General features: G+C 67.1%; 15 protein-coding genes and 1 pseudogene. 12 read left to right on the top strand and 4 right to left on the bottom strand.

Annotation, left to right across the window (positions count from 1 at the left end):
* Positions 1-8: 8 nt before the first annotated feature.
* The 3 genes from ASC78_RS11075 to ASC78_RS11065 are packed head-to-tail and all read right to left on the bottom strand — an operon-like array spanning position 9 to position 4,018.
* Entirely contained in the window at positions 9-749 is a 741-nt protein-coding gene (locus ASC78_RS11075; protein ID WP_443082719.1) for a GntR family transcriptional regulator, read from the bottom strand.
* 21 nt (positions 750-770) lie between these two features.
* Positions 771-2,534 carry a glycerol-3-phosphate dehydrogenase/oxidase gene (locus tag ASC78_RS11070; RefSeq protein ID WP_055800705.1) on the bottom strand — a complete coding sequence of 588 codons (1,764 nt, stop codon included), beginning with the start codon at positions 2,532-2,534 and terminating at the stop codon, positions 771-773.
* On the bottom strand, positions 2,531-4,018 hold the full coding sequence (locus tag ASC78_RS11065) for an FGGY family carbohydrate kinase (RefSeq protein ID WP_055800702.1): 1,488 nt from the start codon (positions 4,016-4,018) through the stop codon (positions 2,531-2,533). The genes ASC78_RS11070 and ASC78_RS11065 overlap by 4 nt, the downstream gene beginning before the upstream one ends.
* Before the next feature lie 179 nt (positions 4,019-4,197).
* Here ASC78_RS11065 and ASC78_RS11060 point away from each other — a divergent pair, with 179 nt between their 5' ends.
* From ASC78_RS11060 to ASC78_RS11005, 12 genes and pseudogenes are all read left to right on the top strand, one after another.
* Positions 4,198-5,244, top strand: a complete 1,047-nt coding sequence (locus ASC78_RS11060; protein WP_055800699.1) for a substrate-binding domain-containing protein — start codon at positions 4,198-4,200, stop codon at positions 5,242-5,244.
* Positions 5,241-6,752 (top strand): sugar ABC transporter ATP-binding protein, encoded by a 1,512-nt coding sequence (locus tag ASC78_RS11055; RefSeq protein WP_055800696.1) that lies wholly within the window; start codon positions 5,241-5,243, stop codon positions 6,750-6,752. Before ASC78_RS11060 ends, ASC78_RS11055 begins: the two co-directional genes overlap by 4 nt.
* Positions 6,749-7,765, top strand: coding sequence for an ABC transporter permease (locus tag ASC78_RS11050; RefSeq protein ID WP_055800692.1), 1,017 nt, complete (start codon positions 6,749-6,751; stop codon positions 7,763-7,765). The genes ASC78_RS11055 and ASC78_RS11050 overlap by 4 nt, the downstream gene beginning before the upstream one ends.
* Positions 7,765-8,751 (top strand): aldo/keto reductase, encoded by a 987-nt coding sequence (locus ASC78_RS11045; RefSeq protein WP_055802056.1) that lies wholly within the window; start codon positions 7,765-7,767, stop codon positions 8,749-8,751. Before ASC78_RS11050 ends, ASC78_RS11045 begins: the two co-directional genes overlap by 1 nt.
* A 42-nt stretch (positions 8,752-8,793) precedes the next feature.
* The gene (locus tag ASC78_RS11040; RefSeq protein ID WP_055800688.1) at positions 8,794-9,645 is read left to right on the top strand and encodes a class I fructose-bisphosphate aldolase; all 852 of its coding nucleotides are present in this window, start codon (positions 8,794-8,796) and stop codon (positions 9,643-9,645) included.
* A 153-nt stretch (positions 9,646-9,798) separates the two neighbouring features.
* The gene (locus ASC78_RS11035) at positions 9,799-14,508 is read left to right on the top strand and encodes an Ig-like domain-containing protein (protein WP_055800685.1); all 4,710 of its coding nucleotides are present in this window, start codon (positions 9,799-9,801) and stop codon (positions 14,506-14,508) included.
* Positions 14,509-14,659: 151 nt separating this feature from the next.
* Positions 14,660-14,899: a F0F1 ATP synthase subunit C gene (atpE, locus tag ASC78_RS11030; RefSeq protein WP_012745530.1), complete on the top strand. Its 240-nt coding sequence runs from the start codon at positions 14,660-14,662 to the stop codon at positions 14,897-14,899.
* 195 nt (positions 14,900-15,094) lie between these two features.
* A complete protein-coding gene (locus ASC78_RS11025) occupies positions 15,095-16,300 on the top strand; it encodes an ABC transporter substrate-binding protein (protein ID WP_055800681.1) in 1,206 nt (401 codons plus the stop codon).
* Positions 16,297-17,217, top strand: coding sequence for a branched-chain amino acid ABC transporter permease (locus ASC78_RS11020; RefSeq protein WP_082517501.1), 921 nt, complete (start codon positions 16,297-16,299; stop codon positions 17,215-17,217). Before ASC78_RS11025 ends, ASC78_RS11020 begins: the two co-directional genes overlap by 4 nt.
* Positions 17,214-18,200, top strand: coding sequence for a branched-chain amino acid ABC transporter permease (locus ASC78_RS11015; RefSeq protein WP_055800679.1), 987 nt, complete (start codon positions 17,214-17,216; stop codon positions 18,198-18,200). Before ASC78_RS11020 ends, ASC78_RS11015 begins: the two co-directional genes overlap by 4 nt.
* Entirely contained in the window at positions 18,197-18,952 is a 756-nt protein-coding gene (locus tag ASC78_RS11010) for an ABC transporter ATP-binding protein (RefSeq protein ID WP_055800676.1), read from the top strand. The genes ASC78_RS11015 and ASC78_RS11010 overlap by 4 nt, the downstream gene beginning before the upstream one ends.
* Positions 18,953-19,029: 77 nt before the next feature.
* Positions 19,030-19,668 (top strand): annotated as a pseudogene (locus ASC78_RS11005) (ABC transporter ATP-binding protein); the annotation flags it as partial.
* On the opposite strand, the gene ASC78_RS11000 reads toward ASC78_RS11005, so the two are convergent.
* Complete coding sequence (locus ASC78_RS11000; protein WP_055802050.1) at positions 19,665-20,288, bottom strand: class I SAM-dependent DNA methyltransferase; 624 nt, start codon at positions 20,286-20,288, stop codon at positions 19,665-19,667. The pseudogene ASC78_RS11005 and the gene ASC78_RS11000 sit on opposite strands and share 4 nt — an antisense overlap.
* Positions 20,289-20,298: the final 10 nt, after the last annotated feature.

Raw genomic sequence — 20,298 nt, 5'->3', positions numbered from 1 at the left:
AAAAAAGCTCAGGTCGTCGTCTGCACGTGCAGGCGGCTGGTCTTGCAGCGGTGCAGCGCGCGATAGTGCTCTAGCGGCCGGCCGTTGGCGCCGTAGGCGATCGACTCGATGCGCAGCAGCGGCTCGGGCTGCGGCAGGTCGAGCAGCTTGCAGGTTTCGGCATCGGGCAGCACCGCGTCGATCCAGCGTTCGGCGCGCACCAGGCGCAGGCCGTATTGCCGGCGCAGCACGTCGTAGAGCGAGCGGTCTTCCAGCCGCGCGCGGTGCAGGCCCGGCGCCAGGTCGGCCGGCACCACGGTCTCGACCAGCAGGCGCAGCTCGCCGTCGACGCTGCGCAGGCGCTTGAGGGCCACCACCTGCTGCGTGTCGTCGGCCAGGCCCAGCGATGCCGCCTCGTGCTCGGTGGGGGAGCGCAGCTCCTGCGTGAGGATCTGCGTGCGCACCGAGCGGCCCTTGCGTTCCATCTCGTCGGAGAAGCCCAGCACGGTGGAGACGAAATCCTCGTCGCGTTCGCGTGCCGAGACAAAGGCGCCGCGTCCCTTGATCTTGTAGATGAGGTTGTTGCGCACCAGGTCGGCCAGGGCTTCCCGCACCACGATGCGCGAAATGCCGAACTGTTCGCCAAGCTCCGCCTCGGAAGGCAGCTTGGCGCCGATGGGCAGCTCGCCCTGCAGTATCTGCAGGCGAATGGCGTCGCGGAACTGAGCCCACAGCGGTGATTCGGAATTGCGGTCGAGCACGGTCGACATCTCGTTGGAACTGTTCACTTTTTAAGCCTGGCCAAGGACTGAGCTGGCCATCAATGATGCATTGAAAGAGGGCTCTTCGCCGGCCGCCGCCGGCTGGAGCCGAACGCCGTGCCGGTCCCGCAGCGCGGTGGCGCAGGCGCAGAGTTCGTTGTGCGCGCGCACCGCATCCCAGCCCAGCGCCTCGGCCGCCACGCCTGCGATCTCGGACAGCGCCGCATCGGTCACCAGGCCGCGAATGGCGAGCAGCGTGCGGCGGACCACGAGGTCGTCGAGATGCACCACGCCCGTTTCGAGGCACAGGTACGAGAGCTCGGCGGCCGAATAGTCCGGCGCGTGTTGCAGGGGCACGTCGCCCGAGGCCGCGAGGCGCTGCGCGAGCGGCAATGCCTTGGAGCCATAGCGGCCCAGCAGGGCCAGCGCGCGTGCGCGGCCCATGCCGGAGGCGGCGACCATCTTGTCGGCGAAGCGCTCGGACGCTGTCGCATCAGCCGGCAGCTCGGCGCCACCGCCGATGGGCAGCAGTTCGGTCGATGCGGTGCGCGAGCGGCCCAGCAGCTGCAGCACTTCGTTGGTGGCCTCTTCGGCCAGCGAGCGGAAGGTGGTCCACTTGCCGCCGACGAGCCCGACGATGGCGATGTCGCGCGTGGCGTTCGGCGGATCGACCACCACCGAATGATCGCGCGAAATCTGGCCCGGCTTGTCGGCATCCGAACGCGCGAGCGGCCGCACGCCGACATAGGTGTAGACCACGTCGCCGCGCCCGAAGGCCATGTTCGGGAAGACCTCCCGCAGCACGTCGATCAGGTAGTCGACCTCGGCCGGCTCGGTGACGATCTGGTCCGGATCTTCGACCGGGATGTCGGTGGAGCCCACCAGCACGCGGTCGAGAAACGGATAGACGATGCACACGCGCCCGTCGACCGCCTCGAAGTAGGCCATGCGGCCGTCGAGCGCATCGCGCAGCGCGGGATGGTCGAGCACGAGATGCGATCCCTTGGTGCCCATCACGCGCGGGCCCGCGCCGCCGAGCACCGCCGCGCTGCGGTCGAGCCACGCGCCGGTGGCGTTCACCACGGTGTCTGCCGTCACGCGAACGAGCATGCCGGTGATTTCGTCGCGCAGCGTGAGGATGTTGCCGGCGCAGCCCATCACGCGGCAGTAGTTGGCGGCCGCCGAACGCGGCTGGTCGCGGCAGGCATCGCCTATCAGTTCGAGGATGAGCCACTCGGGATGGCTGATCCATGCATCGAAGAAGGTGGCGGTCCAGCGGATGGCGGCGCGGAACAGGCCGCGGTCGGCCGACGGCACACGGCTGATGCGGTGCCCCGGCATCACGCGCTGGCGGCGACCCAGCAGGTCGTAGAGCCGCAGGCCCAGCGCCACGGCCAGCAGGCCGCGCGTGCGCTGCGGCGGCGTGCGGCCAAAGAACTTGAGCGCGCTGCTCATCAGGCCGCCGAAGAAATTTGCAAGCGGCACCACCGTCTTGAGCGGACGCACCAGGTGCGGCGCGTTGCGCAGCAGCAGGTTGCGCTCGCGCGTGGCCTCGGCCACCAGCGAGAAGCTGCCGTTCTCCAGGTAGCGCAGGCCGCCGTGGATCATGCGCGAGGGCGCGCTGCTGGCGCCGGCGCCAAAGTCGCCCTTGTCGACGATGAGGCAATCGACGCGCTGCAGCGAAAGGTCGCGGAACACGCCGACACCGTTGATGCCGGCGCCCACGATGACGGTGGAAAAATGCCGTCCCGCCAGCGAGGCCGGGCGCACGAAAGGGAGTTGCCAGGCGCTCATCTCGCACTTCCCGAGATGTGGGTGAATACAGGTGACATGCTGTCGATCAGTTCGTTGAAACCGGCGTTGAAATCCGCATGGGCGCTTGCGTCCCGTGCATCGGGTTCGATCACCTCGCAGGGCGCGAGCAGGGCACTGCCCTGCGCTGCGTCATCCAAGCCCTGCGACATGGCGGCGTAGAGCGCAGCGCCGCGCGCGCCGGTCTCGTCGTCGGCGCAGCGCTCGACCGGGCGCCCGAGAAAGGCCGCCAGCAGGCGCACGAGGCGCGCATCGCTCGCGCCGCCGCCGAGCACCGTTGTCTCGCTGACGGCGAGGCCTCCCGCGGCAAGGCGCGCCATGTGCCGCGCATGCAGCGCAGCCACGGCGTCGACCACGGCGCGCGCCATGTCGGCGCGCGTGTGATGGCTCTTGAGGCCCACGAAGCCCGCGGTCACGCCGCCACCGCCGTTGACGAAAGGCAGGAAGCGCAGGCCGTTGGCGCCCAGCGGCACGGTCATGGCCAGGTCGACCACCGCGCGCGCATCGGGCAGCGCGAGCGCGCCGGCCAGCCACGCGATGTTGGCCATCGAAGACGGGCTGTTCTCCATGTAGAGCCGTTCGTGCGTGCGGCCAAAATTCACGATGGACGCGACGGCCGGCTTGGGCTCCATCACAGGCCCGATGACCGCGTTCACGCACCAGGTGCCGAACACCGACACCGCGCGGCCGCGCCCTTCCGCGCAGATGGCGGTCATCGAGGCGAGCAGATCGATCGCGCCCATCGCCACCGGAATGCCGGCGGGCAATCCGCACAGCGCGGCCTCGGAAGGCTGCAGTTTTCCGATCACGCTGCCGCTGGGCACGATGGGGCCGAAGGCGTGCGCGCCAAGCTCGGCAAGGCCCGAGGCATCGAAGGCCGCTTGCGACCAGGTACCGGTGGCAAGAGACACCAGGCCGGCGGTGCTCGCATCGCTGGCATCGGTGGCGATCTCGCCGGTGAGAAGAAAGCCGAGGTAGTCCTTGGCGAACAGCAGGCGACGCAGTTCGCCGCGCTGCACGGCGTCCGCGCCCAGCAGCTCGGCCGCAATGACCGTGGGCTGCCCGGGCCAGGGACCGCAGCCCACGTCTTCGAACAGTTGCGCACCGTGGCTCAACGACAAGGCGCGCGCCCGCGCATCGGCGCGCTGGTCGGTCGATGCGACGGCACGGCCGCCCACGAGTCGGTCGTTGGCATCGAGCGCGTAGAGGCCGGCGCCGTGGCCGGTGCAGGCCATGGCGCGGACCTCGGCCGTGCGCGGGCCGAGTTGTTGGGCGACATCGCGCAGCACGTGGGTCAGCGCGGCGCGGATCGCCGCAGCGCCCACTTCGCAGCCGCCGCCGGACAGGCGGGTGTGCGGCAAGGGCATGCGGGACAGGGCGACGGCTCGGCCGCTTCCGGCTTCGAGGGCCAGCGCTTTCAGGCTGCTCGACCCCATGTCGACGCCGATCAGTATGTTTGGCTTCATGTCATAACAGCTTCGGCGGAATAAAAGCGCATCGCCAGTAGCGTTTCCCCTAGTTATCGAGACAAACGGGCCGGGATTACATTCTAGCCTGTCATAACAACTGATGTGACACCGAGGTCCCAAAGACTTGCTCCAAAGGCAGGTCGAAAGCTCTGCCAGTCAACGTGAGGAGACAAAGAATGAGGCGTAATTTCCTGAAGTCCGCAGCCGCTGCCGGTATCGGCCTGGCGGGTGCGAGCGCGTTCGCGCAACAGCAAGCCGCGGCACCCGCGGCAGGGGCCGGCCTGCGCGGCAATGCCAGCGACGTCTACGTGATGAACGTGATGGTGTCTGGCGTCGAATACTGGTTCCCGGTCTACGAAATGATGAAACAGCTCGGCCGCACGCTGGGCGTGCGTACGCGCTACACCGGCACGCCGGAATACGACGTGAACAAGCAACTGGCTTCGTTCGAGCAGGAGCTGGCGCGCAAGCCCGCGGGCATCCTGCTGCACCCGATGAACCCCGATCCGTTCATCGAGCCGATCAACCGGGCGGTGGCCATGGGCATCCCGGTCGTGACCTTCGCGGCCGACTCGCCCAACTCCAAGCGCGCCTCCTTCGTCACCTCGGACAACGACCGCGAAGGCACGCAGGCGGCCGACGCGATTGCCGCGTCACTCAACGGCAAGGGCGAATACGCGGTGCTCGAGAACCCGGGCCAGGACAACCATGACCGCCGCATCGCAGCCTTCGTCAACCGCATGAAGACCAAGCACGCGGGCATGAAGCTGGTCGGCCGAGCCGCCAGCAACCAGGACCCGAGCAAGGCCTACCAGGCGGTGCTGAGCCTGGCGCAGGCCAACCCGAACCTGGGTGCGCTGTTCATGCCCGAAGCCAATTCGGCCCTGGGCGCCGCGCAGGCCAAGATCGAATCGAAGAAGAACATCCGCGTGATGTGCTGCGACGTGAACGCCAAGATCCTCGACATGATCAAGGCCGGCGACGTGTTCGGCGCCATCAACCCCAACCAGGGCATGCAGGGCTATATGGGCATGATGATGCTGTTCCTGGCCAAGAACCCCTCGCTCATCGACCCGATGAACGACGCCAAGCGCAACGGCACCAATCCCATGTCGGTGCCGTTCCTGGACAACGGCCTGTCGGTGGTCAGCAAGGCCAACGCCGACGACTTCTACTGGGACAAGTACCTCGCTCGCCGCGGCACCAAGGGAATCGGCGAGTGACCACGTTGCTCGAGCTTCGCGGCATCAGCAAGCGCTTCGGCGCTTCGCGCGCGCTCTCGGGCGTGGACTTCTCGCTCTTCGCGGGCGAGATCCACGCCCTGTGCGGCGAGAACGGCGCGGGCAAGTCGACGCTGATGAACATCATCGACGGCATCCATCGCCCCGACGAGGGCGACATCGTGCTCAACGACGAGAAGGTGGTCATCGATGGCCCGGCGCACGCCATGCGCCTGGGCATCGGCCTGGTGCACCAGGAGATCGCGCTGTGCGCCGACGCCACCGTGGCCGAGAACATCTTCATGCCGGAGATCAATGCCGGCAAGCAAGCGTGGATGAACTACGCCAGCTTCAACGAGCGCGCGGCCAAGGTGCTGGCGCGCCTGGGGCAGGACATCGATCCCGCCACGCCCGTGCGCGAGCTGAGCATCTCGAGCCAGCAGCTGGTGGAGATCGCCAAGGCGCTCACGCTGGACTGCAAGGTGCTTATCCTCGACGAGCCCACGGCCGCACTCACCGACAACGAATCGGCAGCCCTCTTTCGCGTCCTGCACGACCTGAAGGCGCAGGGCATCGGCATCATCTACATCAGCCACCGCATGGCGGAGATCTTCACGCACTGCGATCGGGTCACCGTGCTGCGCGACGGCCGCAACGTGCACTGCGGACCGCTGGCCGGCATGACCGCCGACGAGCTGGTCCGCCGAATGGTGGGGCGCGAGCTCGGCAACTACTACCCGCCCAAGCAGGCCGGCACCGAGTCGTCAGATCCGGTGCTGGAAGTGAACGACATCGCCGATGGCGCGCGCGTGCACGGCATCTCGTTTGCGCTGAAGCGCGGCGAGATCCTCGGCATTGCCGGCCTCATGGGCGCCGGCCGCAGCGAACTGGCCGAGACCATGTGCGGCCTGCGCCCCGCCACGCGCGGCTCGGTGCGCTTGCACGGAAAGGCGCTCGCGATTCGCAAGTACAGCGATGCGCTGCGCGAGGGCATCGCCTATCTCAGCGAAGACCGCAAGGCTGCGGGCGTGTATCTCGATCTGCCGATCGCGCAGAACATCTCGTCGATGGCGCTGCGGCGCGTGAGCTCCGGATGGGGCCTGCTGCAGCGCTCGGCCGAACACCGCCTGGCGCGCGAGCTTGGCGCCAAGCTCAACCTCAAGTCGGATGGCGTGGCCATCGAGGTGTCGAGCCTGTCGGGCGGCAACCAGCAGAAGGTGGCCATCGCCAAGCTGTTGGCCACCAACCCCAAGGTGCTGCTGATGGACGAGCCCACGCGCGGTGTCGACGTGGGCGCCAAGTCCGAGATCCATCACATCCTGCGCGAGCTCGCGAACCAGGGTGTGGGCGTGATCGTGATCTCTTCGGAGCTGCCCGAGATCATCGGCCTGTGCGACCGCGCGCTGGTGATCCGCGACGGCCGGCTGGCCGGCGAATTGAATTCCAACGAAATGACGGAGGAAGCCCTGCTGCGGCTGGCCTCCGGACTCTGCGAACAGGAAATAGCATGAACTACCCGGCGCAACTCGATGCGGGCCATCCACCAAGGCAATCAGGCGGCGGGCCCGTGAAGCCCGCCAACAAGCTCACGAGCATGCGGGAAGCCGGGCTCCTGCTGATCATCGCGGTGCTCTGCGTGGCAATGAGCTTCGCGTCGCCCTACTTCCTTACGTGGGACAACATCCGCGCGATGCTGCTGTCCTTCTCCATCGAAGGCATCGTGGTGGTGGGCATGACCATTCTGCTGATCGTCGGCGGGATCGATCTTTCGGTGGGTTCGGTGGTCTGCTTCGCGATGGTGGTGACGGGCAAGCTCTTCCTGATGGGCGTGGACCCGTGGCTCGCGAGCCTGGTGGCCATCGGCGCGAGCGGGCTCGTCGGCGCAATGATCGGCGGCTGCGTCACGCGCATCGGCCTGAACCACTTCATTGCCTCGCTGGCCTTCATGGTCATCGTGCGCGGGCTGTGCCTCGCGCTCACGCAGGGCACGCCGCAGTCGCTGTTCTCGCTGCCCGCCGAATTCAAGTTCATCGGGCAGGGGACGCTGTTCGGCATTCCGGCGGTGATCCTGATCTTCGTGGCGATCGTCATCGTGAGCGACTTCGTGCTGCGCCGCTCGACCCTGCTGCGGCGCGTGTTCTACACCGGCAGCAACGAGAAGGCCGCGCTGTACTCGGGCATTCGCGTCGGCCGCGTCAAGTTCTGGGTCACGGTGCTGTGCTCGGCTTCGGCGGGCTTGGCCGGCGTGATCTACACGGCCCGCTTCGGCGCCGCCACACCCACCTTCGGCATGGGCATGGAACTCAACGTGATTGCCGCCGCGGTGATCGGCGGCGCGAGCCTCAAGGGCGGCTCCGGCACGGTGCTGGGCGCGGTGCTGGGCCTGGCATTGCTGTCGGTGGTGACCAGCTCGCTGATCCTGCTCGACGTGTCGCCCTACTGGCAGGACGTGATCAAGGGCCTGATCCTGCTCGCGGCCGTGACCATCGACCACATTCTGAACACGAGAAAGACAACGCGATGATGAAGATGAAGAAGACAACGCTGGGCCCGTCGGGCATCGAATGCTCGGCCATTGGCCTGGGCACCTGGGCCATGGGCGGCTGGATGTGGGGCGGCGGGGACAACGCAGCCGCTGTGGAAGCCATCCATGCCTCGCTGGACGCGGGCGTGAACCTGATAGACACCGCGCCGGCCTATGGCCTCGGCCGCTCCGAAAGCATCGTGGGTACCGCGCTCAAGGGACGCCGCCAGGAAGCCGTGATCGCCACCAAGTGCGGCCTGGTCTGGCACACCCGGCAAGGCACGCACTTCTTCGAGGAAGACGGCCACCCGGTGCACCGCTTCCTCGGCCGTGAATCGATCTTCCATGAATGCGAAGAGAGCCTCAAGCGCCTGCAAACCGACTACATCGACCTCTACATCACGCACTGGCAGGACAGCACCACGCCCGTGGCCGAAACCATGGACGCGCTGCTCGACCTCAAGAAGCAGGGAAAGATCCGCGCCATCGGTGTGAGCAACGTCAGCCCCGAAACGCTCACCGAATACCTGCGCTATGGCCCGGTCGATGCGGCGCAGGAGCGCTACAGCCTGATCGACCGCGAGATCGAAAAGACGCTGGCTCCCCTGTGCAGCGAATACAAGGTGGCGGTGCTGGGCTATTCGTCGCTGGCGCTGGGCCTGCTCGCCGGTCCCATCGACCCCGAGCGCGAATTCAAGGGCGACGACCAGCGCGCGGCCAACCCGCGCTTCAGCCCGGCGAACCGCGCAACGCTCAAGGCCTTCTTCGAAGAGTTGGAACCCGTGCGCGCAAAGCTGGGCTGTTCGTTCGGCCAGATGATGATCGCGTGGACCGTCGCGCGCGGCACCGTGGCCGTCGCGCTGTGCGGTGCGCGCGTGCGCCAGCAGTCCATCGAGAACGCTGGCGCCTGTGCGGTCGCGCTGGACGGCGAAGCCCTGCTGCTGATCGACGCCGCGGCAAAGCGCCACCTCTCGGTGCTCGCCTGATATCCCCTCTTCATTTCCGCCCCCAACAAGGAGTTCTTTCCCATGTCGAAAGACAAGACCGCGCGGCTCAACCGCTTGCTCACCAACGGCCGCTGCCTGGACATCGCCCTGGACCACGGCGTGTGCAACGAGCCCTCATTCCTCGACGGCCTGGAGGACATGCCCCAGGTCATGGACAAGCTCCTGGCCGCCGGCCCCGATGCGATCCAGCTCAACTACGGCCAGTCCGACCTGCTGCAGGACCGACCCGGCCGTGACAAGCCCGCGCTCGTGATGCGCATCGACATGGGCAACCCCTACAACGCCACGCTGCACCGCGCAATGTGGGCCCAGCTGCAGAACGAGCACGATCCGGTGTTGCCCGCCGTGCAGCGCGATGCGGCCTGCGTCGTCGTGAATCTGTTCATGCTGCCGAACGAGCCCGATCTGTTCCGCCAGTGTGTGCAGAACATCGCGCGCGTGCGCGCCGATTGCGACCGCTACGGCATGCCGCTGATGATCGAACCGCTGGTAATGCAGTCGCCCACCCCCGGCAGTCGCTACCAGGTCGACGGCGACGCCGAGAAGATCGTGACGCTGGTGCGCCTCGCACGCGAGATGGGTGCCGACATCGTCAAAGCCGATCCGACCAGCGACCCGAAGGACTTTCACCGCGTGGTGCAGGCCGCGCGCTGCCCCGTGCTCGTGCGCGGCGGCGGTCGCGAAGACCTGCAGCAGGTGTTCGCGCGCTCGCGCGCGCTGTTGGACCAGGGCGCGGTCGGCATGGTGTACGGGCGCAACGTCTACCAGCACGCGAATCCTTCGGCGGTGGTGAGTGCGCTGATGGCCATGATCCACCGCGGTGCGAGCGCCGAGGCGGCCTGGGCCCTCTACGAATCGAGCGGCGCGAAGTAAGACAAAGAAAAGCGCCGGCGCAAGAACACAACAAGAAGTCAGCACGGTAGGCGATGGACCCGTCGCCTGCCGGGGTGCGTCCTGCGCGCGCACCAGGGAGCGGTCGAGGAATGGGTTGCCCTGAAAACTTCTACCAATAACCTGGAGGCGACGATGAAGATCCGGTATTTCCTGATGGCGTTCCTGGCCCCGCTCGTCACATTGCTGACGCATGCGGCGATCACGGGGGTCAGTCCGATGACGACCCTCAACAGCATGGCAACGGCCGTTGCGGAAGCAGTTGCCGACCCACTCCCTCTGCAGGGGCCTGGCCTGGGCAATCTCACCTACACCTCGGCCGAACTGTTCAAGCCGGTGTCGATGATCACGAGCGCCGCGCACCCGCTCGATCCGGCGCACAGCAGCGCCTACGAGTCGCGCGAGGTACCCGCCACCTACCCGGGCCGCAAGGACTACGGCATGAACGCGGGCATCATGGTCAACGGCTACTTCCTCACCTCGTTCGCGCCGGACAGCGGCCTCGGCCCGGGCGGCTTCCTGCTGTACGACGTGTCGAACCCGCGCCAGATCCAGCTCGTCAAGAAGATCTACGAGCCCGAGGCCCGCACCAAGGAGTTCCGCGAAACGCACTCCTTCGGCACTGCGAAGATCGGCGGCAAGACGTACGTGGTGCTGCCGAGCATCAACGGCGTCGAGTTCTGGGACTTCACCGACGTCAACGACATCAAGCAGGTGAAGAAGCTGGCACTGCCCGGCGTCAACGCCGGCGACTACGAGAACGTGGCCTGGCAGCTCTGGTGGCAGGCGCCCTACCTGTACGTGGCATCGGCGGGCCGGGGCATGTTCATCGTCGATGCGACCGACCCCGCGAACGCCGTGGTCGCCAACCGCGGCGCCGGCAAGCCCAACCCGGTGCCCACCGGCGAGCTTGGCGGCTTTCGCGTCGGCCCGATCTTCACGATGGGCAACCACATGGTGCTGACCGCCATGGAAAGCAACGGCGGTTTCGCGAGCCTGGACATCTCCGATCCGCTCAACCCGAAGGTGCTCGATTCCATCGTGGGCACCACGCCGTTCTACTACGCGACCTGCTTCGACGGAAAAAGCGTGCATGCCTCCGCGCGCAACAGCGGCGCCAGGATGTACAGCTACGACCTGAGCGACCGTTCGCGCTTCGTGGCCGAGGACAACCGGCTGGTCATCGACGAACAGCTGTACTGCGCCACCCAGGACAACTACGTGATCCAGGGCGCCCAGACCCGCATCCACAAGGTCGACGTGAGCAATCCGCTGAACCACGTGGAGGTGGGCCGCGGCAGCATCCTGCGCGAGGACGACCCGAACTTCTCGCATTCGGACAACGGCCAGGTCGCGATGTTCGGCAATCTCGTCTTCGTGGGTAACGACCACGGCTCGGGCAGCGGCTTCATCGTGCATTCGGTGGACCCCGACACCACCAAGCCGGCGGTGACGCAGGTCTCTCCCGCCAACGGCGCGAAGCAGCAGGCGCTTACCTCGCGCATCGGCCTGGGCATGACGGACAACATCCGGCCCGAGAGTGTGAACTCCAACACCTTCATCGTGCGCCCGGTGGGCGGCAACACGCTGGCGGGCACCTACAGCGTGCAGTTGGGCATCATCAACTTCCACCCCGAGCAGCCGCTCTCTCCCGGCACCAGCTATGAGGTGTTCCTTCCGGCCAACGGCGTGAAGGACTATGCGGGCAACGCCATCGGCGCGGATTACAAATCGACCTTCAACACCGGCAACGCGACCGACATCAATCTGATGCACTACTGGACGCTGGCCGGCAATCTTTCCGACCAGATCGGCAACAACAATGGCACGCCGGTGTCGGGCGACGCGTTCGAGAGCATCGGCATGAACTTCGCGAACCGCACCGCCGGCGTGCCACTGAAGAACGATTCCGTCGCCACCGTGCTCGGCGGCACCGCATCGCTGAGCTTCTACATGAAGACCACGCAGGCGGGCGGTGCGAACTCATGGACCGCGCCCGGCATCTTCGGTCGCGACCAGTCCGGCGGCGCGGACGATGTGTTCTGGGGCTGGCTCGACAACAGCGGGCGCATCAAGCTGTCGGTGGGCAACCATGCGGGCACCACCTCCACGGCGCCAGTGAACGACGGCAACTGGCACCACGTGGTGTTGACGCGCGACGCAGCCTCTGGCGCGCAGGCGGTGTACGTCGACGGCGTGAAGACCACCTCCGCCGGCCTCACGGGCAACAAGGGCCTCACGAACAAGTTCAGTGTGCTGGGCCAGATCCAGGGCAATGCGGCGCTCTTCAAGGGCACGCTGGCGGAAGTGCGCGTCTACGGCCGCGTGCTCTCCGACACCGAGGTGAGCACGCTACGCGCACAGACCATCATTGGCGACCCCGGCATCGGCGGCGGACCGAAGATCGTCAACGGCCAGCTGGTGTTCAACCCCGCCACGCTCGGCAGCAGCGGCGCGCAGTTCCGCTGGAACTTCGGCGACGGCACCCAGACGGCCTACGCGAGCCAGCCGAACTACACCTACACCTACACGCGCCCCGGCCACTACACGGTGACGCTGACGGTGAAGGACGCGAACGGCCGCGAGACCTTCTACACCTACATCGTCACGGTGATCGCCCCGGTCACGGCGCGCGCGCCGACGCACACCACCAACATCGTCGGCGATGCGAACTCGGTGTACGCGGTGAACCCCGACAGCGGCACGGTCGCAGCCATCGACGCACAGACCCTGGCCAAGCGCTGGGAAACGCGCGTGGGCGACGAGGCGAAGACGCTGGCTGTCGGACCCGACGGCCGCATCTGGGTCACGGTGCAGGGCGAGGACAAGCTGGTGGCGCTCAATGCGGCCGACGGCTCGCTCTCGGCCACCGTGCCGCTCGCCTATGGCAGCGGCCCCTACGGCGTGGCCTTCACCCCCGATGGCGCCAAGGGCCTTCTGACGCTGGAGAGCAAGTCGGTGCTGATGAGCTTCGACCCGAGCAACGGCGCCACCACCAGCGCGGTCGCGCTCGAAGGCAACCTGCGCGGCATCGCGGTGAGCTCCGACGCCCAGGTGGCTTATGTCACCCGCTTCAAGTCGAAGATGACGGGCGGCCAGCTGCACAAGGTGAACCTGCAGAGCATGAGCGCCATGACCACCATCGCGCTGCCGGTGGACACCACCACGGTGGACACCGAGAGCCGTGCGCGCGGTGTAGCCAACTACCTGAGCCAGGTGGTGATCTCGCCGGACGGCACGCGGGCGGTGTTGCCTTCGAAGAAGGACAACATCGTGCGCGGCAAGTTCAGGGACGGCAACAACCTGCTGCACGACCAGACGGTCCGCTCGATCCTCTCGCAGGTCAACCTGCAGGCGGCCGCGGAAGTGTTCGCCGAGCAGATCGACTTCGACGACCGCGCACCGGCACGCGCCGCGCTGTTCTCGCCGTCGGGCGACTACCTCTTCGTCGCGCAGATGGAAGGCAACCGCGTGGCCATCGTCGATCCGTACAGCCGCGCGGTGCGGGGCGAGATCAACGCCAGCAGCGCGCCGCACGGCCTGTACCTGGACGCGGTGCGCAAGCGCCTGTTCGTCAACAACTTCCTCGCGCGCTCGGTGTCGGTGCACGACGTGGCCTCGGTGCTGTCGTCGGAATCGGCGGCGCCGATCTTCCTGCAGAACGTGGCGACGGTCGCGCAGGAGCCGATGGCGGCCGCGGCACTGCGCGGCAAGCAGGTGTTCTACAACGCGTCCGACCGGCGCATGAGCAAGGACAACTATCTCTCCTGCGCGAGCTGCCACGCCGACGGCGGCGACGACGGCATGGTGTGGGACTTCACTCAGCGCGGCGAGGGGCTGCGGCGCACCATCAGCCTCATGGGCCGCCGCGGCCTGGGGCACGGCAAGCTGCACTGGACCGCCAACTTCGACGAGGTGCAGGACTTCGAGAACGACATCCGCAACGAGTTCGGCGGCACCGGCTTTCTGACGAATGCGGACTTCGCGGCCACGTCCGATCCGCTGGGCGCGCCCAAGGCCGGCAAGAACGCGCAGCTCGACGACATGGCGGCCTACCTCGGTTCACTCAACAAGTACATGCGCAGCCCGGCGCGTGCGGCAGATGGCAGCCTGAGCGTCGATGCGGCACGGGGCCAGACGGTGTTCAACACAGCGCAGTGCGCCACGTGCCACACCGGCGGCACCTTGCGCGATGGCCTCCGGCACGACGTGGGCACGATCCAGCTCTCGTCGGGCAAGGGCATCAACCAGCCGCTGGCGGGCATGGGCTTCGACACGCCGACGCTGTCGGGCACCTGGAACACCACGGCTTTCTTCCACAATGGGCAGGCGGCCACGCTGCAGGACGTGCTCACCAGCGGCCACGGCAACGCCTCCAGCCTGCCCGCGGCCGACCAGGTGGCGATCCGCGAGTACGTGCGCTCGCTCGACACCGCGCCAGCCGTCGTCACGCGCATCCGCTCGGACCTCAACCCCACGATGTGCGTGAACATCAAGGGCGTGTCCACCACCAGCGGCGCGACGGCGGTGCAATGGCCGTGCGGCAACGCAAGCAACGAGAAGTTCACGGTGAACAGCCTCACCGGCGGCTATGTGCAGTTGGTGGCCGAGCACAGCGGCTTGTGCCTGGCACAGAACGGCACCGCGACGACGAATGCACCGGTGGTGCAGCTGGCCTGCACGGCGGGCAACACGACCCAGTGGAGCCTGGTGGGCGGGACCATCCGCAACCGCGCCTCGGGTTCCTGTCTCGACGTGCCCAACGGTTCCACCACGCAGGACACCGCATTGATCACGTGGACCTGCAACGGCGGCAACAACCAGAACTGGACGCAGCTTCCATAGCCCTCCGCGATGCTCCGGAAGAGCCGGCCGTTTTTACGGCCGGCTTTTTTTCGTGCCCAGCATGACCTCCCACGTCATGGACCGCATGCACCCGCTCTGGGAAAGTACCTCCATCGATCAACCAGTCAATCAACCACCAGGAGAAAACACCATGACCGGCTTCAACATCCTTCCCCTCGCAGTCGCCCTGCTCATCGGCGTGGCCGCACTCGGCTCCTGCCTGGGCATCGGACTGGTCGGCCAGAAGTTTCTCGAGAGCACGGCACGCCAGCCCGAACTGGTCGACACGCTGCAGACCAAGTTCTTCCTGGTGGCGGGCGTGACCGACGGCGCATTCATCATCGCGACGGGCATCGGCCTCTGGTTTGCCACTGCAAATCCGTTCGGCTGAACCAGCGCGAAGTCCCCTGGAAAAGGACTCCCGCGCACCAGGAAGTGACACGAGGCATTGGCACCATTCGTGCTAGCACCGTTGACACCGAATTGTTTATGGTTAAAGTATTTAGCTATCAACGGTTTAATGTCATCGGTGCTGCATGGCGCGGCACCGGGGCGTCGTTTCACCCTTCCTTTGCCCGGAGAATCCATGAGCCATCCGTCCCCGAAGTCGTCCGCGCTGCCGCGCACCCTGCTTTCGCTGCTGCTCTGTGGCGCAGCCCTTGGCGGCGCAGCATCCGCCGTGGCCGCGCCCGTGAAAGTGGGCCTGGCGCTCGACATCTCGGGCCCGTTCGCGGCCTTGGGCGCCGAGGCGCGTGACGGTTTTGCGCTCGGCATCAAGCAGCTGGGCGGCAAGCTCGGCGGACAGGACGTCGAGTTCGTGCAGGCCGACATGGCCGGCAGCCCCGACCAGGCCAAGCAGCTGGTCGACCGCATGATCCAGCGCGACAAGATCGATATCTTCAGCGGCCCCATCGGCTCCAACGTGGCGCTGGCCGTGGGCCCGACGCTGTTCAACGCCAAGGTCCCGTACCTCTCGGCCAATGCCGGCCCGAGCCAGTTCGCAGGCGCCCAATGCAATGCGTACTTCTTCGGCACCGCCTACCAGAACGACCAGTTCCACGAGGCCGCCGGCAAGTTCGCACAAGACCGCGGCTTCAAGAAGACCGTGCTCATTGCGCCCAACTATCCCGCCGGCAAGGATGCCCTCGGCGGCTTCAAGCGCCAGTTCAAGGGCCAGGTGGCCGACGAGCTCTACACCAAGCTCGGCCAGATCGACTACGCCGCCGAACTCGCACAGCTGCGCGCGGCCAAGCCCGACTCGATCTACTTCTTCCTGCCCGGCGCGATGGGCATCAACTTCATCAAGCAGTTCGTGGGCGCGGGCTTGTCGAAAGACATCACGCTGGTGACCAGCGGCTTCTCGGCCGACGAAGACGTGATCGGCGCCGTGGGCGAGCCGATGCTCGGTTTGTTCAACACCTCGCACTGGGCGCACGACCTCGACAACGCGGCCAACAAGGCTTTCGTGGCCGCGTTCCGCAAGGAATACAACGGCCGCTATCCGTCGGTGTATGCGGCGCAGGCCTATGACGCGATCCTTGCGATGGACGCCGCCGTGAAGCAGGCCGGCGGCAACGCGCAGAACCGCGAAGCCGTGGTGGCCGCGCTGAAGAAGGCCAGCTATGCCTCGACGCGCGGCAATTTCAAGTACGCGAACAACCACTATCCGGTCGAGAACTTCTACCTGCGCGTGATCGGCAAGGACGCGCAGGGCAAGGTCACGAACAAGCTGATCAACACGGTTCTTACGAACTACGGCGACTCGTACGCCGACAAGTGTCCTCTCAAGTGAGCGGCATCCTCGTTCTCGAGCAGCTGCTCAATGGCCTCGGCTATGGGTTGATGCTGTTCCTGCTGGCGGCGGGGCTCACGCTGGTGTTCGGCATCATGGACGTGCTGAACCTCGCGCATGGCTCGCTCTTCATGTCGGGCGCCTACGTGGCGGCCGAGGCGCACACGCGCACCGGCTCGTTCACGGCGGCCATCGTCATTGCGGTGGCGGTCACCGTCGTGGTGGCGCTGCTGCTCGAAGTGCTGCTGATGCGCCGCCTCTACACACGCGACCACCTCGCGCAGGTGCTCGCCACTTTCGGCGTGATCCTGGTGGCCGACGACATCGTGACGATGGCCTGGGGACCCTCGCCCGTGATGGCGCCGACACCCGCAGCGCTTTCGGGGCCGGTGAACCTGATCGACGGCTTGCCGTATCCGGCCTACCGCCTGGTCATCCTGGTCGGCGGACTGCTGGTGGCGCTCGCGCTCTACCTGCTGGTCAACCACACGCGCATCGGCATGCGGGTACGCGCGGGCGCCTCCGACCGGCCGATGGCCGAGCTGATGGGCGTGCGCGTGGGCCGCATCTTCAACGGCGTGTTCCTGCTCGGTGCGGCGCTGGCCGCGCTGGCCGGCGCGCTGATGGGGCCGATCGTCGCGGTGCAGGTCGGCATGGGCGAGGCCATCCTGATTCCGGCGCTGGTGGTGCTGGTGATCGGCGGCATCGGTTCGGTGCGCGGCGCCTTCGTGGCCGCCCTCTTGGTGGGCGTGGTCGACACCATCGGCCGCGCCTTCGTGCCGATGCTGCTGCGCGCCACGCTGCCGCCCGCCACGGCCGCCGACCTGGGGCCGCTGTTCGCCGAAGTCGCGATGTACGCGCTGATGGTGATCGTCTTGATCTTCCGGCCCTCGGGCCTGTTCTCGGCACGCGCATGAAATCTTCCTCACGCTATATCGGCCTCGGGCTGCTCCTGCTGGTGCTCGCGGCCTTTCCGCTGGTCGCGCCGCTGTTCGGGATCGAGTTCTACATCGGCTTCGTGCGGCGCGTGCTGGTGGTGGCGCTGGCCGCGGCCAGCCTCAACTTCATCCTCGGCTTCGGCGGCATGGTGGCGCTCGGGCATGCGGGCTTCATCGGCATGGGCGCCTACACGGTGGTGGCGCTCAGCGACGCGGGCGTGGTGTCGGCCTGGGTGATGTGGCCGGCGGCCGCGCTCGTCGCCGGCCTCGTCGCGGCGCTGATCGGTACGGTGGCGCTGCGCACGCGCGGCGTCTACTTCATCATGACCACGCTGGCTTTCGCGCAGATGCTGTACTTCGTGGTGGTGTCGCTGCGCCGCTACGGCGGCGACGACGGCTACACGCTGATGAGCCGGCCGACGCTGCTGCCGGGGCTGGACCTCGGCAACGAGTCGAACTTCTACTGGGTGGTTCTGGCGCTGGTTGCTCTCGCGCTCTGGTGGCTGCACCGCGCGACGCAATCGCGCTTCGGCCATGCGCTGATGGGCATCCGCGACAACGAGACGCGCATGCGTGCGCTGGGCTATCCGGTGTTCAGGCTGCAGCTGGTGGCCTTTGCGATTGCCGGCGCCATTGCAGGGCTGGCCGGCGCGCTGCTCGCGGGCGGCAATGGCTTCGTGAGCCCGGCGACGATGCACTGGACGCAGTCGGCCACGCTGCTGGTGATGGTCGTCATCGGCGGGCTCGGGCGCAGCTGGGGCGGGCCTGTGGGTGCCGTGGTCTGGCTGGTGCTCGAGGAGGCGTTGAAGCAGCACACGGAGCATTGGCACATGCCGCTTGGATTGTTGTTGATTGCTGTTGCTCTGTGGGCGCCCAAGGGACTCGCAGCCTTGTACAAGCGCCGCTTGCCCTTCACCCCAATCCTCTCCCCAGAGGGGCGAGGGAGCAAGGCAACAACATGAGTCTTTTCAGAATCGAAGGGTTGGTCAAGCGCTTCGGCGGCTTGCTCGCGACCGACCACGTAAACCTCACGGTGGAGCGCGGCGAAGTGCATGCGCTCATCGGGCCGAACGGCGCGGGCAAGACCACGCTGGTGAACCTGATCACCGGGCTGCTCAAGGCCGACGCCGGACGCATCCTGCTCGACGAGAAGGACATCACCGGCTTCAAGGACCACCAGCGCGTGGCGGCCGGCATGTCGCGCTGCTTTCAGGTGACGCGCGTATTCGCCAAGGAAACCGTGCACGACAACCTCATGCTCGCGGCCCAGGCCCATGCGGGCAGCAGCCTGCGCTTCATGGCGCCGCGCGCGACCGAACGCGGCCTGGTCGAACGCGCCGTGGCGCTGGCCGACCGCGTGGGGCTGGGCAACGAACGCCACCGCATCGCGGGCACGCTGCCGCACGGCGCACAGCGCGCGCTCGACGTGGCGCTCGCGCTCGCGGCCGAACCCAAGCTGTTGCTGCTCGACGAGCCGATGGCCGGCATGGGTCCGGACGAATCCGCGCGCATGGTCGAGCTGATCGAATCGCTGCGCGAATCGATGGCGATCCTGCTGATCGAGCACGACATGGACGCGGTGTTCCGCCTCGCCGACCGGCTCACGGTGCTGGTGCAGGGCCGCGTGCTCATGAGCGGCACAGCCGACGAAGTGCGCGGGCATCCCGACGTGCAGGCGGTCTATCTCGGGACAGAAGCGGAGGGGCACGCATGAACGCGACCACCACATTGCTCGATGCGAAATCCATCGAGGCCGGCTACGGCGCCAGCCAGGTGTTGTTCGGCATCGACCTGGACATTCGGCCCGGCGAAGTGCTTGCGCTGCTCGGCCGCAACGGCATGGGCAAGAGCACGCTGCTGAAGGTGCTGACCGGCACGCTGGCACCGGTTCGCGGCAGCGTGCATTTCGGCGGCGACGCCATCGGCGGACACAAGCCGGATGCCATTGCCCGGCGCGGTGTGGCCATCGTGCCCGAGGGGCGGCATGTGTTTCCGAACCTCAGTGTGGACGAGCACCTGCGCGCCTTTGCACGGCCGCGCCCGGGCAGCGCGCCGCGCTGGACGATCGAGGCGCTGTACGGCCTGTTTCCGCGTCTTGCCGAACGCAAGGCCAATGCGGGCAACCAGCTCTCGGGCGGCGAGCAGCAGATGCTGGCGATTGCGCGCGCGCTGTCGACGCATCCGCGCCTCCTGATCCTCGACGAAGCCACCGAAGGCCTGGCCCCGGTGATCCGCGAAGAGATCTGGCATTGCATTGCCACGCTCAAGGCCGAGGGCGAAGCGATCCTGGTGGTCGACAAGTACGTGCAGCGCCTGCTGCCGCTGGCCGACCGCCACGTGATCCTCGAACGAGGGCGCGTGGTGTGGCAGGGCGACTCGGCCGCGCTGGACGCCGACCGGTCGCTGTGGACGCGCTACCTGGGCGTCTAGGCCTGCACTCGCTCCCGTGGACGGCAGGCGAGGAAGCTGACCCACGTCACGTTCTCGCGGCCGATCCACTGCCTTTCCCATTGCAAGCGCAGGCCGGCCGCTGCGAGCTCTTCGGCAAACGGGTCTTTCGCCCAGTACACGGTCTGGTAGTCGCCATTGGTCTCACCTTCGCCGATGCGCATGGCCACGAGGAAGACGCCGCCGGGCTCGAGGGCGTCAAACACCTTGCGCAGGACCGGCGCGACCTGCGCGCGATCGACATGGATCAGCACGGCCATCGCGAGGATGGCGCTGTAGGGCCCGCCCAGCACATCCGTCACGACGTTGAGCAGCTCGCCCTTCTTGCCGCGCCCCGCCTGCAGATCGAGAAAGGCCTGCGTCGCATCGGTGCGCCTGACGATCCCGCCCAGGGACTCGACGAAGTCGGCGTCCCGCCCCGTGCCGGAACCGATCTCGAACACGGTGCCGCCGGCGGGGACGAGCGCCATCATCCGGCGCAGTGCGTCCTCGATCTCGGGCGGCGGGTGGTCCGCCACGATCGCGTCGTACTCGCGCGCGGAGTCTTCGTAGGACTGGATGGTGCGGCGCATGTTCGTCAGCACCGGGGCGGGAATTTTCATGAGGGCCTTC

The sequence above is a fragment of the Variovorax sp. Root318D1 genome, assembly GCF_001424835.1.
GTDB lineage: Bacteria > Pseudomonadota > Gammaproteobacteria > Burkholderiales > Burkholderiaceae_C > Variovorax.
This window is presented reverse-complemented; position numbering and strand designations above follow the sequence as displayed.

Bases quoted from the DNA above. Each gene is read 5' to 3' on its own strand.
- ASC78_RS11075 (WP_443082719.1), bottom strand. From the start codon at position 749: ATGTCGACCGTGCTCGACCGCAATTCCGAATCACCGCTGTGGGCTCAG.
- ASC78_RS11070 (WP_055800705.1), bottom strand. From the start codon at position 2,534: ATGAGCGCCTGGCAACTCCCTTTCGTGCGCCCGGCCTCGCTGGCGGGA.
- ASC78_RS11065 (WP_055800702.1), bottom strand. From the start codon at position 4,018: ATGAAGCCAAACATACTGATCGGCGTCGACATGGGGTCGAGCAGCCTG.
- ASC78_RS11060 (WP_055800699.1), top strand. From the start codon at position 4,198: ATGAGGCGTAATTTCCTGAAGTCCGCAGCCGCTGCCGGTATCGGCCTG.
- ASC78_RS11050 (WP_055800692.1), top strand. From the start codon at position 6,749: ATGAACTACCCGGCGCAACTCGATGCGGGCCATCCACCAAGGCAATCA.
- ASC78_RS11045 (WP_055802056.1), top strand. From the start codon at position 7,765: ATGAAGATGAAGAAGACAACGCTGGGCCCGTCGGGCATCGAATGCTCG.
- ASC78_RS11040 (WP_055800688.1), top strand. From the start codon at position 8,794: ATGTCGAAAGACAAGACCGCGCGGCTCAACCGCTTGCTCACCAACGGC.
- ASC78_RS11035 (WP_055800685.1), top strand. From the start codon at position 9,799: ATGAAGATCCGGTATTTCCTGATGGCGTTCCTGGCCCCGCTCGTCACA.
- atpE (WP_012745530.1), top strand. From the start codon at position 14,660: ATGACCGGCTTCAACATCCTTCCCCTCGCAGTCGCCCTGCTCATCGGC.
- ASC78_RS11025 (WP_055800681.1), top strand. From the start codon at position 15,095: ATGAGCCATCCGTCCCCGAAGTCGTCCGCGCTGCCGCGCACCCTGCTT.
- ASC78_RS11015 (WP_055800679.1), top strand. From the start codon at position 17,214: ATGAAATCTTCCTCACGCTATATCGGCCTCGGGCTGCTCCTGCTGGTG.
- ASC78_RS11010 (WP_055800676.1), top strand. From the start codon at position 18,197: ATGAGTCTTTTCAGAATCGAAGGGTTGGTCAAGCGCTTCGGCGGCTTG.
- ASC78_RS11000 (WP_055802050.1), bottom strand. From the start codon at position 20,288: ATGAAAATTCCCGCCCCGGTGCTGACGAACATGCGCCGCACCATCCAG.